This window comes from Variovorax sp. M-6 (assembly GCF_052114385.1).
Classification (GTDB): Bacteria; Pseudomonadota; Gammaproteobacteria; order Burkholderiales; family Burkholderiaceae_C; genus Variovorax.
The window spans coordinates 12,523-25,775 of sequence record NZ_JBFREQ010000010.1 but is presented as its reverse complement, the minus strand read 5'-3'; the positions used below and the strand labels follow the sequence as shown (position 1 = coordinate 25,775).

Here is a 13,253-nt window from a genome sequence, read left to right as displayed (position 1 = left end):
TCAGAGCACCGCGATGCAGCTGATGCAGATCATCGCGGTCGGCATCGCCAGCTGCGTCACCTCGGCCATGGTGCGCGCGGGTGGGCGGCCGTCGCGATACGCCTGGCCCAGCAGGTCGACCACGCGCGCCTGCTCGAGACTGGTGACGAGCACGGTCTCGCTGACCACGTTGGCTCGCGTCGCGCCGAACTTCGCCAGCGTGGCATCGAGGTTGGCATAGGCCTGCCGCGTCTGCATCTGCATGTTGACGTCGCTGACCAGCGTGCCGTCGGGATGAAGGCCCAGCGTCCCGGCCACGTGGATCACGTTGCCGACCTTGACGGCCTGACTGTAGTTGCGTGTTTCTTCCAGCGCGGGCCACAGGCTCGCGCAGCTGATTTCTGTGGACATGGGGGTTCCGGCGGGTTGTGGGTCAGCCGATGTAGGCGGCGGAGGGATGGGCGCGCGGGTACTTGCGCAGATAGAGGACGAAGCGGCCGAGCATGGTGTCGGACTTGGTCAAGAGGCCGAAGCGCGGATGGCGCATCGCGCTGAGGATCGGCCAGTCCTCGGACACGATCCGGTCGCGCAGCTTGGTCACGGTGTCGAGCAGGGCTTCGACCTCGGCTTCCTCGGCCGAGCCGCTGGGCGCGCGCGGGGCGCACGACACCATGAAGTTCGCCGAGTGGTTGTTCGGCGTGGGCGTGGCTGCGTAGATGCCGCGCACCCGCTTGCCGTCGAACTTGCCGTCGATCACGAACTTGTTGGTTCCCACCACGGCCAGCCGGTACTCGAGCGCGTAGCCGTCGGGCGGGCTCATGTTGATGTTGTAGAGCACCCGGTACTGCTCGAAGGTCGGCTCCGGATCGCGATCCCCTTCGGGGCGCAGGCCGTGCACCACGCGGAAATGCTGGAAGTCGAAGGTGTTGCACATGAACAGGCCGGGATCGATCGGGAAGTCCCTGATCTTGGTGGCCCGGATCACGTAGTCGGCCTCGTTGATGTCGGCCAGCGGATGCTCGTAGAGCGGCTCGAGCCCGTTGAAGGCCCAGATGATGCCGGCCACCTCCAGCGTCGGGAAGCGGAACTGCATCGCGGCGGCCGGGATGCGGTCGCCCGAGGCGATGTGGTTGCACTTGCCGTCCTGGCCGTACTGCCAGTAGTGGAAGGCGCAGCGCAGGTTGTTGCCGATCACCTTGCCCACCGACAGGTCGGCACCGTAGTGCGAGCAATAGGCGCTGAGCACGACCGCCTTGCCGTTCTCGCCGCGAAAGATCGCGACGCGGCCGCTGAGAAACGCGCGTCCGATCACTTCGCCGGCGGCGACCTCGCTCGACAAGGCCAGCGGATACCAGCATTGGTCGTAGCCGCCCACGCCCTGGGGCGGGAAGACTTCTCGGGGGACGGGCATCGCAATGGTCTGGAACGATGTCGTCGTCGGGTTCGTTGATTCGACAGTCATGGCTCTTACTTCCTCGGGTTGCCGCCGTCGCCGGCGAAATGGTTGCTGGCGATGACGACGTCCGCGGCATCGGCCAGGTCCTTGTGCACCGCCTGGGCGACCGCGGCGCTGTCCTTGCGCCGCAGCGCCTGAAGCAATTCGGCGTGGTGTTCGGTGGACGACTGCATGCCACGGCTCGCCGCAAACAATTCGTGCAGGTAGGGGCCGACCTGCATCCACATGTTTTCGATGATCGGCATCATCACGACCGAATGCGCCGCGCTGTAGAGCCGGAAGTGGAAGTGCTGGTTCAGCGCCAGGTACTGCTTGGGATCCCCGTCCGCAAGCGCCTGGCGCATGCGCCGGTCGTCCTCCGCCATGCGGTGGATGTCCTCGAGTCCGATGAGTTCGGTGGCCGTGGCGGCGACCGCGGGTTCCAGGCTCAGGCGCACCCGCAGGATCTCCTGGAAACGCGCGCGGGACATCAGCGGCACCACCACCGATCGGTTCGGCAGCACGTCGAGCGCCTTCTCGGCGGCGAGGCGCTTGAGCGCGTCCCTCACCGGCATCGGACTGGTTCCGTACACCTCGGCCAGGGAGCGGATCGTGAAGCTCTGGCCCGGCTTGTAGCGGCCGGAGCTCAGGGCCTCGCGCAGCCGGTGGTAGATCTGGTCCTCGAGGTTGCCGGCTGACAGATCGAGAGGCGCCGGCGCGCCGCTGTTGAGGTCGGACATGGCGTCAGAGGTCGAGGACAAGGCACTCTCCCTGCGCTGCGCGCGACACGCAGATCATCATCAGCCGGCCGGCCTCGCGCTGGCTCGCATCCAGCACCTCGTCCCGATGCAAGGGCGTGCCCGACACCACGCCGACGGCGCAGGTCCCGCAGATGCCCTGCTCGCAGGCGCTTTCGACCTCGATGCCGGCGTCGCGCAGGCACTCGAGCACCGACCGGTCCGGCTGCACCTGGATCACCTGGCCGGTGCTGCGGATCTGCACGGCAAATCCCGGCGGCGCCGATGCCTCCCTCTCCGGGGCGACGCCGAAGCGTTCGAAACGCAAGGCGTCCCAGCCGGCCCCTTTGCACGCCACCGCGTCCATGAGGGCCGCGGGACCGCAGCAGTACACATGTTCCCCGGAGCGGGGCGACGCCAGCAGCCGGTCGAGATCCAGGCCGCTGGCGGGCTCTCCGCCGTCGTGGACGAAATGCACCTGCCCGTGGGCGGACAGCGCCTGGAGTTCGTCGTGGAACGGCGTGCGGGCCTTCGAACGCGTGCACACATACAGGCGAAAGGGCTTGCCCTCTCGAATCAGCGTGCGAACCATGCAAAGGATCGGCGTTATACCAATCCCGCCTGCGATGAGCAAAAACGATCCGGCCTCAAGGGCGAGGGGGAAGCGGTTGCGTGGCACCGAGATCCGGAGCAGGTCGCCCGGGCGGACCCGTTCGTGGAGGGTCCTGGAGCCCCCGCGCCCATGGTCGTCGCGCTGAACCGCCACGACATAGCGATGGCGCTCGGCGGGATCGTTGCAGAGCGAGTACTGCCGTACGCCGACGCCGTCGATTCGCACGTCGACATGCGCGCCGGCCTCGAACGGCGGCAAGGGACGTCCGGCGGGATCCACCAGTTCATAGGAGCAGATGCCGTCGCACTCCCATTGCACGCTGCGGACCCGGACCTTCAAGTCGCCATGCGCCTCGACAGCGTCGGCAACAGCGAGGGGTGAGCACGTGGAAGGCATGGATGGCGTTTTTTCTATCTTTGATATAACAAGATTGTTGGCGAGTTAAGCGGTCAATCGCAAGCAAAAACTCGCATTGTTAAGGGTTTGTCCTTGGTTTTTGCTTGATTGAGCGCTACACGAGATGGGTGGCGTGGCGATGAGGGCGATTTTTCCATATTTTGTTATATCTTCAATGGCATGGCCGTGAAATGCCTGCCGGATCGGCCTCATAAGATTTATTTACAATGGACCTTATGGGCCTGCCACCGGCAAGCCAAGGAGCGGACATTGACTGCCACCGAGTTGTGCACCGAGGAAGAAATCTCGCGCATGGTCCATGCGTTCTATGCGCGGGTGCGCCAGGACGACGTTCTGGGCCCGATCTTCGATGCGCATGTCGACGACTGGGACCTTCACCTGTCCAGGCTGGCGGACTTCTGGTCGGCGATCCTTCGACGCACCGGGCGCTTCACCGGCGCGCCGATGCCCAAGCACGCGGTGCTGCCCGGCCTGAGTGCGGCGCTGTTCGAGCGCTGGCTGGGCCTGTTCCGCGAGACCACCGACGCGCAACCCAATCGCGCCATGGCCGAGCAGGCGCAGGCGATGGCGCAGCGCATCGCGCAAAGCCTGTGGATGGGCTACCAGGCGAGCCGCGACCCCGATGCACTGCCCGCGGTGTTGCCGCATGGCTGAGCTGCTTCGCATCGAGGAGCCCGAGGGGGCGAGGGCGCCGCCGCAATGGAAGGCCTTCCTCGAAATGGGGTTCCGGCCGCTCTACCTGGCGGGCTGTTTCTGGGCCGCAATCTCGGTGGCCCTGTGGGTGTTCGCGCCGGGCTGGCTCGGAGGCACGCTCGCCGGCGTCACCTGGCATGCACACGAGATGCTCTGGGCCTTCGTCGCCACCATCGCGGTGGGCTTCCTCCTCACGGCGGGCAGCAACTGGACCGGGATCAATCCGCTGAAGGGGCGCGCCCTGGGTCTTCTGGGCGTGCTGTGGGTGCTGGCGCGGGTGGGTTTTCTCTTGCCGGGGCAGGGCGCCTTCCGGCTGGCCGCGTGCTGCGAGCTGCTGTTCTTCGCCTGGGCCGCGGCCGCATTGGGTCGTGCCATCTACGGCGCACGCAGCCAGCGCAACTACGGCGTGCCGCTGCTCGTGCTGGCGCTCGGCGCGGCCGATGCGCTGTACCTGCGCGCGGCCTGGCTGGGCGACCACGCGCTGCTGATGCAGCGCTTCGACACCGGCCTGTTGTGCATGGCGGTCATCGCGCTGCTGGTGGCGCGCCGCGTGATCCCGTTCTTCGCGATGCGCGCGGTGCCCGGCCTGTCGATTCCCATGCACACGCGCAGCGGCCATTGGCAGCTCGGCGCGGGCGGCCTGGCCATCGGCTTCGGGCTGCTGGGCCAGATGCCCGCCATGGCCGCGGCCCTGGCGCTGGCCGGTGCCATCGCGCTATGGCAGGTCATGGCCTGGAAGCCCTGGGCGGTGCGGCGCGCGCCGCTGCTGTGGGTCCTCTATCTGGGCTACGCCGCGCTCGGGGCAGGCTTGCTGGCGGCGGCCGCGCACGCGGCGGGCTGGGTGCTGCGCGCGGCCTGGCCGGTCCACGTGATCGGCGTGGCCGGCCTGTCGGTGCTGATCATCGGCATGGTGACGCGCACGGCCCTGGGCCACCTGGGGCGGCCGCTGCGCGCGGACCGCACCCTGGTGGCCTGCTACCTGCTCGTGATCGCCGCCGCCGCGCTGCGCCTGCTGGCCCTGCTGCCGACGGGCCTGGCGCTCGGCGCGCTGCATGCGTCGGCCGGCGCCTGGGTGCTCGCGTTCGCGCTGTACCTGTGGCGCTTTTTCCCGATGATGATCCGGCCCCGCGTCGACGCGGCGAACTCGCCGGCGGCGATCAAGTCCGGCCTGCGCCTGCGCGCGACGAAGTGAACGGAAAGCCCCATGCGCCTGACGATGATGACCGACTACGCGCTGCGCCTGCTGATGTACGTGGCGCAGCAGCCGCAGCGGCTGTGCACGATCGCCGAGGTCGCGCAGGCCCACGGCGTTTCCGAGGCGCACCTGATGAAGGTGACGCACCAGCTCGGCCTGCAGGGCTGGATCGAGACGGTGCGGGGCAAGGGCGGCGGCATGCGCCTGGCCCATGCGCCCGCGGACATCAACCTCGGTGCGGTGGTGCGCAGCGTCGAGCCGGATTTCGATCTGGTCGAGTGCTTCGGCACGGGCGACCATTGCATGCTGACCGGCAACTGTCGGCTCGCGGGCGTGCTGCAGGGCGCGCTGCACGACTTCATGGCGCACCTGGACGGCGTCACGCTGGCCGACCTGTTGCCCGGCACGGATCTCCCGTTCGCGCCGCTGCGGCGCATGCGCGTCGATCGACCCAGCAGCTGAGGCACCGGGCTCGGCCAGTTCCGCGCTCACCTGGGATGATCCAGGTCAAAGGCCGGCGCAAGGCCTGCGCCGAAGATTGATCCGATCTTTCAATCAGGAAAACCATGAACGCCATCGCCTCGCCCACGCCCGCCGCCGCACCGGCGCCGGTCCCGATCGTCAAGCGCGCCGGCCTCGTCGCCGCGCTCGCGGCCCTGCTCGCGATCGTGTGGATGCCCGCGGCCCAGGGCCTGCCCCAGGCCGGGCAGGTGATGCTCGCCATCCTGGCCTTCGCCGTGATCGTCTGGATGACCGAGGCGCTCGACTACGCCGTGAGCGCGGTGGTGATCGGCGCCCTGATGATCTTCCTGCTGGCCTACACGCCCGATGCCGCCAAGCCGGCCGGCGCCGACATGGGGACGGCCGCCGCGCTCGGGCTGGCGCTCTCGGGCTTCGCCAGCAGCGCCGTGGCCCTGGTGGCCGCGGCCTGCTTCATTGCCGCGGCCATGACGGCCACCGGGCTCGACCGCCGCATCGCGCTGGTGGTGCTGTCGAAGGTCGACGCGCGCACCAACCACATCGTGATCGGCGCCATGACGGTGGGCTTCCTGCTGTCCTTCATCGTGCCCAGCACCACGGCGCGGGTGGCCTGCCTGATGCCGATCATGATGGGCTTCATCCTGGCCTTCAAGGTCGACAAGCGCAGCCGCTTCGCCGCCTTGCTGGTCATCACCGCGGCGCAGACCGCCAGCGTCTGGAACGTCGGCATCAAGACCGCGGCGGCGCAGAACATGGTGGCGGTCGGCTTCATCGAGAAGCAGTTCGGCGTCAACATCACGTGGACCGAATGGTTCATCGCCGGGGCGCCGTTCTCGGCCCTGCTCAGCGTGGCGCTCTACTTCGTCATGACCCGGATGCTGAAGCCCGAGATGGCCGAGATCGCGGGCGGCAAGGCCACGATCCGCCAGCAGCTCGATGCGATCGGGCCGATGACCGGCCGCGAATGGAAGCTGCTCGTGCTGGTGCTCGCGCTGCTGGGCTTCTGGTCGACCGAGAAGGTGCTGCACGATTTCGACACCTCGTCGACCACCATCGCCGCCATCGCGCTGATGCTGCTGCCGCGCATCGGCGTGATGGACTGGAAGGAGTCGCAGCGCGGCTTTCCGTGGGGCACGGTGGTGCTGTTCGCCGTCGGCATCAGCGTGGGCACCGCGCTGCTCAGGACCGACGCCGCGGGCTGGCTGGCCAACCTGATCGTCCACCACCTGGGGCTGCAGCAGGCCGGCGCGTTCGCGATCCTGATGCTGCTGTCGCTGTTCCTGATCGTGATCCATCTCGGCTTCGCGAGCGCCACCGCGCTGGCCTCGACCATGATCCCGATCGTGATCAGCGTGCTCACGGCGGTGCAGACCCCGGGCCTCAACGTGGTGGGCATGACGATGCTGCTGCAGTTCGTGGTGAGCTTCGGCTTCATCCTGCCGGTGAACGCGCCGCAGAACATGATCGCCTACGGCACCGACACCTTCGAGGCGCGCGACTTCGTGCGCACCGGGCTCGCGATCACGGCGGCCGCCACCGGGCTGCTGGTCGTCTTCGCGCTCACCTACTGGCCGTGGATGGGCTACATGACGTCGAAGGGCTGAAGGGCTTCGGCGCGGGGGTGGCGCCGGCGGAAGTTTTCTGGATCGTCCTTGCGCGAGGTCAAGCCGTCGTCACGCGCATGGCGTCCAATGGACGGACTGAAAGAAAGGGTCTTGCCATGAAGAAAATGAAAGCCGCCATCTTTGTCGAAAAGGGCCGCATCGTGCTCGACGAGAAGCCGATTCCCGACGTCGGGCCGCTCGATGCCCTGATCCGCGTCACCACCACCACGATCTGCGGGACCGACGTTCACATCCTCAAGGGCGAGTACCCGGTCGAGCGCGGCCTGACCATCGGCCACGAGCCGGTCGGCGTGATCGAGAAGCTGGGTTCTGCGGTCGCCGGCTTCCAGGAGGGCCAGCGCGTGATCGCCGGCGCGATCACGCCCAGCGGCCACAGCTACGCCTGCCTGTGCGGCTGCGGTTCGCAGGACGGCGTGGGCACCAGGCACGGCTTCAAGGCCATGGGCGGCTGGAAGTTCGGCAACACCATCGACGGCTGCCAGGCCGAATACGTGCTGGTCAAGGACGCCATGGCCAATCTCAGCCCGATCCCGGACGGCCTCACGGACGAACAGGTGCTGATGTGCCCGGACATCATGTCCACGGGCTTCTCGGGCGCCGAAAGCGGCAAGGTCAGGATCGGGGACACCGTCGTGGTCTTCGCACTCGGGCCCATCGGCCTGTGCGCGGTCGCCGGCGCGAAGCTGATGGGCGCCACCACCATCATCGGCGTCGACACGGTGCCAGCGCGACTTGACGTGGCCCGCAGCCTCGGCGCCGATCACGTGGTGGACTTCAAGCAGGGCGATCCGGTCGAACAGATCATGGCGTTGACGGACGGACGCGGCGTCGATGTCGCGATCGAGGCGCTCGGCACGCAAGGCACCTTCGAGTCGTCGCTGCGCGTGCTGCGGCCGGGCGGCACGCTGTCCAGTCTGGGCGTCTATTCGAGCGACCTGCGGATTCCGCTGGGCGCCTTCTCGGCCGGCCTCGGCGACTTGAAGATCGTCAGCACGCTGTGCCCCGGCGGCAAGGAACGCATGCGCCGCTTGATGGACGTCGTCGGTTCGGGGCGCGTGGATCTGAAGCCGCTGGTGACGCATCGCTTCAAGCTCGACGACATCGAGGCCGCCTACGAGCTGTTCGCGAACCAGCGCGACGGGGTGCTCAAGGTGGCGATCACGCCCTGACCCGACACCCTAGCCGGGCCGCGTCTGCGTCCGCGCATGGTGCGCCGCCAGATGGGCCCGGTCGGCCAGCGTCGAGAACACCACCGCGAACGCGATGCCGATCAGTGCGCCGAGCGCCGTGTCGAGCACGCGCGTCAAGGGCATGCCGGCAGCGGCCGAAGGCGTCGCGAGCGAGGTCATGAGCAGTGCCATCGGCGTGACGCAGATCAGGCCGAAGACATAGTTGAAGCCGATCACCAGTTCGGTGACGAACTGCAGCACGACCACGGCCAGCAGCACCAGCCAGAAGGACGGATGGTTCGCCAGGATGACCCAGGCGATGCCCGAACCGACGAAGGTGCCGATGGTGCGCTGCACGGCGCGATGCATCGTGACGTGCAGAGGGCTGCCTTGCAGCACCGCCGTCGCGCCCATCGCCGCCCAGGCCGGATGGGACCAGCCGGCGGCAAGGGCCAGCAGTGCCGCGACGGCCGCACAGAACGCGATGCGCGCGGCCGCGATCAGCTGAGGCCCCGTCGGCGGGGCCGCTTCACGCATCTCGACGACGGGCGCCGGTGCCTGGGAGCGCAGCCGATCCGTCAGGCGGCAGACGAGCCAGGCGACGGCCGCACCGGCCGCCGTGAAGATCGTGCGCTCGGCCACGGTGCGCCAGCTCTCTGCGGGCCCGACCGCGGCGCAGGCCGCGAAGACGAAGATGACCGCCCCGGGGGCGCCGATCCGCCATCGGCCCGCCAGCGCGCTCAGGATTCCCGCCAGCACCGCCAGGCACAGCAGCATCGCCGCGGGCGCGGCGCCTGCGTGCGCGATCAGCGACAGCAGCCCGACCGATGCGGTGAGCAGCAGGCCCGACGCGGTGACGATCGCCATGCGCCGTCGGGCTGGCGCGAAGCGGCCGTAAAGCGCGGCCAGGGCGCCCAGCGCGGGAAAGCCCTCGAGCTGCGCCCAGGGCGACACGTGGGTCGCCGCCACGGCGATCAGCACCGCCAGGGAGGTCTGCATGCCGGCCACCGCGGCGTTGCGCAGCGAGGGCGGGGTCGCGAGGGCGAAACTCTCGCGGACGCGGGTGGCAGCCAGCAGATGGCGGATGGACGCGCGGCGGGTGGTCACGGGTGTGCTTCAGCCTGTCGCGGCAATCCGGGCTTCGATCTTCTCGAAGGCGCGCAGCATGGCTTCTGCCTCGTGGTCATCGACGTCGGCCAGCAATTCGCTTTCGATGATCCGCAGGCGCTTGCGAATGGAGGCCACGGTCCGGCGCCCGGCCGCGGTCAGGTGCACCAGCTTGACGCGGCGGTCGACCGCATGGGGCCGCCGCTCGATCAACGCCTGTTCGACCAGGATGTCCAGCAGGCGAACCAGGCTGGAGCCGTCGAGCCCGACCGCCGCGGCCAGTTCGCTCTGCGAGATGCCGCCGCCGAGCTCGTGCAGGTGGATCAAGGGGGCCCAGGTGGCGTCGCTCAGTCCGGCGGACGAGAGGCGGGCATCCAGCGCCTGGCGCCATCGCCGTGCGAGACCGACCAGGCGGATGCCGATGCGGTGTTGCAGTTCGGAAGGGTCGTACTCCATGGCTTCGATTCTATCAAAATCATTTGAATTCAAACGAAATATGGATTTGCCGGCGAAAGATGGGCACGCTGCATATGCAAGGGGGTTGGCTCCTCGACCTGGGCTCGAACCAGGGACCTGCGGATTAACAGTCCGTCGCTCTACCAACTGAGCTATCGAGGAAAAATCCATGTGCGCGACGGCCCACGGCCGCCAGGAACTACCACTCGCCGACCTCACGCACGCGCTGATCGAAGTCGAGCCGTTCGAAGCGTTCGCGAGCTCGCACGGCGTCTCGGTGGCGCTGCCCGGTCATGGTGCCGAACCCGTGAACAACCGCCTGTACAACAGGGTTGCGGGGCTTGGAGGCGGGCACCGCAGTGCGGCTCGCCGGCCGACGAGGGCTGGTGGTGATACGCATGGGTGTTCTCCAGGTAAGGGCGACGCCTGATGGTCTCTGGATATCGGCAAATCTGGCGAAATGTTTACTCCTCAATCCGGTGGATAGAGGAGACAAGCGAGGCGAGTTGGAAACGACGATGGGATTCGAACCCACGTGGAGCAACGCTCGCCGGACTTGCAGACCGGTGCCTTCGACCACTTGGCTGCCTCGTTGAAAACTGGAAGGATGCCGGGGCGGGCGCCGGCCGGCCATCAAGGGCCGCTTCAGGTTGGCAGCATCGGCGTGATGCAGTCCTCGAACCCCTCATGGACCCTGTTCATCCGGCGCATCAGCACGGTGTCGCCGGAGAGGATGGCCAGCAGCATCGCGCCGATGGTCACCAGGCCGTTCGAGCACTCCACGAGCTGGCGCACCATCTGGACGGGGTAGCCCTCCTCATGGCGGCGCAGCGCGTGAATGCCACCGTGCACGAAGGAGTTCAGGGCGTTGCGTTGAAGGCGGTTGAATTGCCCCAGCATGACCGCCGGTGCGTTGGCAGCCGGCACGTTAGCGGATGCCTTGGCCAGCTCTTTGATCATTCCAGTCGCCATTGGCAGGTCGCGCGCGGCTTCCTCGGTTTCGGCGGTGAGCGGCGCGCCGGCGGCAGCGACCTGGGCGTCGGTTGCGGCGAAGAGCAGCCAGGCTGAACGCGTCGTCGCTTCGAACTGCATCCGCATGGTCGGGACCGCGGAGGAGACGAAGCCGCCGGCGACCAGCAGGCGTAGGGCCCGGGCATGCTCGAGCGAGAGTGATGCGGCGGTGACGCTCAAGCCCATGCGCAACCCGTCAGGCCCGTACACGGGATAGGTATCGGGGTCGAGCATTCTGACGATCGTTTCGTCGAGCTCTTCGGAGCGGCGAAGGATCTGTTCAATGGGCATGGGAGGCGACTGGCGGCGAAAGCGGCCATCGTACCGAAGGAAGACGGAATGACTACCGGGTGTGGCGTGGAGCGAAAGTGAGGGCGAAACCTCCTTCTGTTTGCCCTTACGGTTTGCCGGCTCGTTCCGTATTCTGGTTCTCATGAAAAGCAAAACCATGAATCGCTTCATCCTCGCCGCCATGCTCGTGGCAGGTGTGTTCGCGGCAGGCTGCGAATCCGACGAAGCCAAGAGCTGGCGCGAGCTGAAGGAGGCGCAGGCGGCACAGGCCAAGGCGAAGGCCGCGGAGGTGCCCGACGACAAGGATCCCGAATGCGTGCGACAGAGCGAATCCCGCAAGAGGGGTGAGATCACCTGGTATCAGATGACCGAGCGCTGCAGCAGGGCCTTCAACGGTCCTCGAAGCGCCCCGGGCGGATCCTGAGACCCAAGGGCCTCCAGCGCCGCATCGTAGCGGTCATGTGCCTGGAGCCAGATCTCGCACCGATCCCGGTCGGGATGGCGGCGGCGCGCCCCTAAAGAAACAAGAAATTCTGCCGATATGAATGGAAGCGCGGCCACGCGTCGAGGTGGTCGTGAAAATGAAGAGGCGCACGCGCGCCGGCAGGGGACCAAAGCGAAATGCACTTCAAAATCTTCCAGCGGAATCAGGTCAAAGTCACCCCGGCGCCCGCCGACCAGGCGACAGCAGCCCCGATCGAATCGACCCCGTCAGCACCTCGCGGCGGCTTTCTGACCTACGCGTTGCAGCTGGACGCGCAAAGACACATCAAGGGCTACAAGTTCGAATGGCGCGCGGAGTCGGAGGACGTCAGCGCTTCTGACAACTTCAGGGCGGTGCTCTCCACCGTCGCTTCGAATCTCACGGGCGCGAAGTCGGATTGGCGGCTCGGCAAGCTGATGGTCTACCTCGATGCCACCGCCGAGGGCTTGGTCTTCGAGGAACTGCAGGCCCTTCCGCCGGAGCGTGTGGTTCTCTGTCTGCGCCTGCCTGAACTGGCCGACAGGAAGCTGCGTCCCGCGCTGGAAGCGCTTCGCGCCCAAGGCTTCAGCATCATGCTTTGCGACGAGGAAGGGTTGCCCGAAGCGCCCGAATCCGAGGCATCCGAAGAATCCGAAGAATCCGAAGAATCCGAAGTCGCGGATCCGTTTGGCGGCCTGGCCCTCGTCACCCATCTGGACGTGCTCGATGGGCGCAAGGAGCTTGTCGATGGTGCGCGAAACCTCCCGCGGCCGGGGGGTCCGGCCATCCTGCCGATCGCTACCCGGATCGCGAGCTGGGGCGAGTTCGACGCATGCGCCTCGCGTCGGATCGACGCCTTTGTGCGCGGCGAGACTGCCATCGCGGCCGAACTGAAGGCCGGCACGAACCTGCAGCCGGCGTCCGTCCTCATCATTCGGGTCATGCAGATGCTTCAGCGCAACGAGGACCTTCGTGCCATCGAGGCCGCGCTCCAGAACGATGAATCGCTCACGGCCCGTCTGCTGCGCCACATCAACACGCTCGCCAGCAGCCACAACGTGGAGGTGCATTCGCTGCACCACGCCGTCGGGCTGCTGGGCTACTCGGCGCTGTTCCGGTGGCTGTCGCTGCTGCTGGCCACCAGCACCAAAGTCAGCGGCATGGCGTACATGACCAAGAAGGCCATCATGCGCGGGCGCTTTGTCGAACTGATGGGACAAGGCGCGCTGCCGGCGGACGAATCCAACAACCTGTTCGTCGCAGGCATGTTCTCGCTGATCGACCGTGTGCTGGGCATTCCCATGGAAGAGGTGCTGGCCAAGGTGCAACTGCCCGAGGCGGTGCAGGAGGCCGTCCGGACGCGTGGTGGGCTGTACGGGCCGTTCGTTGCGCTGGCGGAATCGTGCGAGCTCGACGCCAGTGGAGCGGCATCGCTGGCGACGTCGATCGGGCTGAGCGCGGAGAAGGTCAATGCGTCGCACCTTTGCGCGATGGCATGGGCGCTGGATGTAGAACCGTCGGAAGTGGCGTGCTAGACGGGGCTGCGTCGGTTGTCGCTGATCAAGATGCGCGTCAAACCTCG

Annotated in this window: 15 protein-coding genes and 2 tRNA genes; 7 read left to right on the top strand and 10 right to left on the bottom strand. The window is 67.3% G+C overall.

Annotated features, from left to right (window positions below; genetic code table 11):
- Genes AB4Z46_RS13425 through AB4Z46_RS13410 form a run of 4 tightly spaced genes read right to left on the bottom strand, consistent with a single transcriptional unit; the run spans position 1 to position 3,103 of the window.
- Positions 1–390 carry a RidA family protein gene (locus tag AB4Z46_RS13425; protein ID WP_442283994.1) on the bottom strand — a complete coding sequence of 130 codons (390 nt, stop codon included), beginning with the start codon at positions 388–390 and terminating at the stop codon, positions 1–3.
- A gap of 22 nt (positions 391–412) precedes the next feature.
- Positions 413–1,441 carry a Rieske 2Fe-2S domain-containing protein gene (locus tag AB4Z46_RS13420; protein ID WP_442283993.1) on the bottom strand — a complete coding sequence of 343 codons (1,029 nt, stop codon included), beginning with the start codon at positions 1,439–1,441 and terminating at the stop codon, positions 413–415.
- Between the two features lie 5 nt (positions 1,442–1,446).
- Positions 1,447–2,175, bottom strand: a complete 729-nt coding sequence (locus tag AB4Z46_RS13415; protein ID WP_442283992.1) for a GntR family transcriptional regulator — start codon at positions 2,173–2,175, stop codon at positions 1,447–1,449.
- Positions 2,159–3,103 (bottom strand): PDR/VanB family oxidoreductase, encoded by a 945-nt coding sequence (locus AB4Z46_RS13410; protein ID WP_442283991.1) that lies wholly within the window; start codon positions 3,101–3,103, stop codon positions 2,159–2,161. The genes AB4Z46_RS13415 and AB4Z46_RS13410 overlap by 17 nt, the downstream gene beginning before the upstream one ends.
- Positions 3,104–3,430: 327 nt before the next feature.
- Between AB4Z46_RS13410 and AB4Z46_RS13405 the strand changes: the two genes are divergently transcribed.
- The 5 genes from AB4Z46_RS13405 (at position 3,431) to AB4Z46_RS13385 (ending at position 8,343) form a co-directional block, all read left to right on the top strand.
- Positions 3,431–3,835: a group III truncated hemoglobin gene (locus AB4Z46_RS13405; protein ID WP_442283990.1), complete on the top strand. Its 405-nt coding sequence runs from the start codon at positions 3,431–3,433 to the stop codon at positions 3,833–3,835.
- On the top strand, positions 3,828–5,066 hold the full coding sequence (locus AB4Z46_RS13400; RefSeq protein WP_442283989.1) for an NnrS family protein: 1,239 nt from the start codon (positions 3,828–3,830) through the stop codon (positions 5,064–5,066). Before AB4Z46_RS13405 ends, AB4Z46_RS13400 begins: the two co-directional genes overlap by 8 nt.
- A 12-nt stretch (positions 5,067–5,078) precedes the next feature.
- The gene (locus tag AB4Z46_RS13395; RefSeq protein ID WP_442283988.1) at positions 5,079–5,531 is read left to right on the top strand and encodes an RrF2 family transcriptional regulator; all 453 of its coding nucleotides are present in this window, start codon (positions 5,079–5,081) and stop codon (positions 5,529–5,531) included.
- Positions 5,532–5,635: 104 nt separating this feature from the next.
- Positions 5,636–7,153, top strand: a complete 1,518-nt coding sequence (locus AB4Z46_RS13390) for an SLC13 family permease (protein WP_442283987.1) — start codon at positions 5,636–5,638, stop codon at positions 7,151–7,153.
- Positions 7,154–7,269: 116 nt separating this feature from the next.
- On the top strand, positions 7,270–8,343 hold the full coding sequence (locus tag AB4Z46_RS13385; protein ID WP_442283986.1) for an NAD(P)-dependent alcohol dehydrogenase: 1,074 nt from the start codon (positions 7,270–7,272) through the stop codon (positions 8,341–8,343).
- Positions 8,344–8,352: 9 nt separating this feature from the next.
- Here the strand turns inward: AB4Z46_RS13385 and AB4Z46_RS13380 are convergent, their stop codons facing one another.
- The 6 genes from AB4Z46_RS13380 to AB4Z46_RS13355 form a co-directional block, all read right to left on the bottom strand.
- Positions 8,353–9,450, bottom strand: a complete 1,098-nt coding sequence (locus tag AB4Z46_RS13380) for an FUSC family protein (protein WP_442283985.1) — start codon at positions 9,448–9,450, stop codon at positions 8,353–8,355.
- A gap of 9 nt (positions 9,451–9,459) precedes the next feature.
- Positions 9,460–9,906, bottom strand: a complete 447-nt coding sequence (locus tag AB4Z46_RS13375) for a MarR family winged helix-turn-helix transcriptional regulator (protein WP_442283984.1) — start codon at positions 9,904–9,906, stop codon at positions 9,460–9,462.
- Positions 9,907–9,992: 86 nt separating this feature from the next.
- Positions 9,993–10,068, bottom strand: a tRNA-Asn gene (locus AB4Z46_RS13370).
- A gap of 37 nt (positions 10,069–10,105) precedes the next feature.
- Entirely contained in the window at positions 10,106–10,306 is a 201-nt protein-coding gene (locus tag AB4Z46_RS13365; RefSeq protein WP_442283983.1) for a short-chain dehydrogenase, read from the bottom strand.
- Positions 10,307–10,413: 107 nt separating this feature from the next.
- Positions 10,414–10,500: transfer RNA gene (locus tag AB4Z46_RS13360), tRNA-Cys, on the bottom strand.
- A 51-nt stretch (positions 10,501–10,551) separates the two neighbouring features.
- Positions 10,552–11,208 (bottom strand): DUF6988 family protein, encoded by a 657-nt coding sequence (locus AB4Z46_RS13355; protein WP_442283982.1) that lies wholly within the window; start codon positions 11,206–11,208, stop codon positions 10,552–10,554.
- 61 nt (positions 11,209–11,269) lie between these two features.
- Between AB4Z46_RS13355 and AB4Z46_RS13350 the strand changes: the two genes are divergently transcribed.
- Positions 11,270–11,632 carry a hypothetical protein gene (locus AB4Z46_RS13350; RefSeq protein ID WP_442283981.1) on the top strand — a complete coding sequence of 121 codons (363 nt, stop codon included), beginning with the start codon at positions 11,270–11,272 and terminating at the stop codon, positions 11,630–11,632.
- Positions 11,633–11,829: 197 nt separating this feature from the next.
- Complete coding sequence (locus tag AB4Z46_RS13345; protein ID WP_442283980.1) at positions 11,830–13,206, top strand: EAL and HDOD domain-containing protein; 1,377 nt, start codon at positions 11,830–11,832, stop codon at positions 13,204–13,206.
- Positions 13,207–13,253: the final 47 nt, after the last annotated feature.

Bases quoted from the DNA above. Each gene is read 5' to 3' on its own strand.
- AB4Z46_RS13425 (WP_442283994.1), bottom strand. From the start codon at position 390: ATGTCCACAGAAATCAGCTGCGCGAGCCTGTGGCCCGCGCTGGAAGAA.
- AB4Z46_RS13420 (WP_442283993.1), bottom strand. From the start codon at position 1,441: ATGACTGTCGAATCAACGAACCCGACGACGACATCGTTCCAGACCATT.
- AB4Z46_RS13400 (WP_442283989.1), top strand. From the start codon at position 3,828: ATGGCTGAGCTGCTTCGCATCGAGGAGCCCGAGGGGGCGAGGGCGCCG.
- AB4Z46_RS13395 (WP_442283988.1), top strand. From the start codon at position 5,079: ATGCGCCTGACGATGATGACCGACTACGCGCTGCGCCTGCTGATGTAC.
- AB4Z46_RS13390 (WP_442283987.1), top strand. From the start codon at position 5,636: ATGAACGCCATCGCCTCGCCCACGCCCGCCGCCGCACCGGCGCCGGTC.
- AB4Z46_RS13385 (WP_442283986.1), top strand. From the start codon at position 7,270: ATGAAGAAAATGAAAGCCGCCATCTTTGTCGAAAAGGGCCGCATCGTG.
- AB4Z46_RS13375 (WP_442283984.1), bottom strand. From the start codon at position 9,906: ATGGAGTACGACCCTTCCGAACTGCAACACCGCATCGGCATCCGCCTG.
- AB4Z46_RS13365 (WP_442283983.1), bottom strand. From the start codon at position 10,306: ATGCGTATCACCACCAGCCCTCGTCGGCCGGCGAGCCGCACTGCGGTG.
- AB4Z46_RS13355 (WP_442283982.1), bottom strand. From the start codon at position 11,208: ATGCCCATTGAACAGATCCTTCGCCGCTCCGAAGAGCTCGACGAAACG.
- AB4Z46_RS13345 (WP_442283980.1), top strand. From the start codon at position 11,830: ATGCACTTCAAAATCTTCCAGCGGAATCAGGTCAAAGTCACCCCGGCG.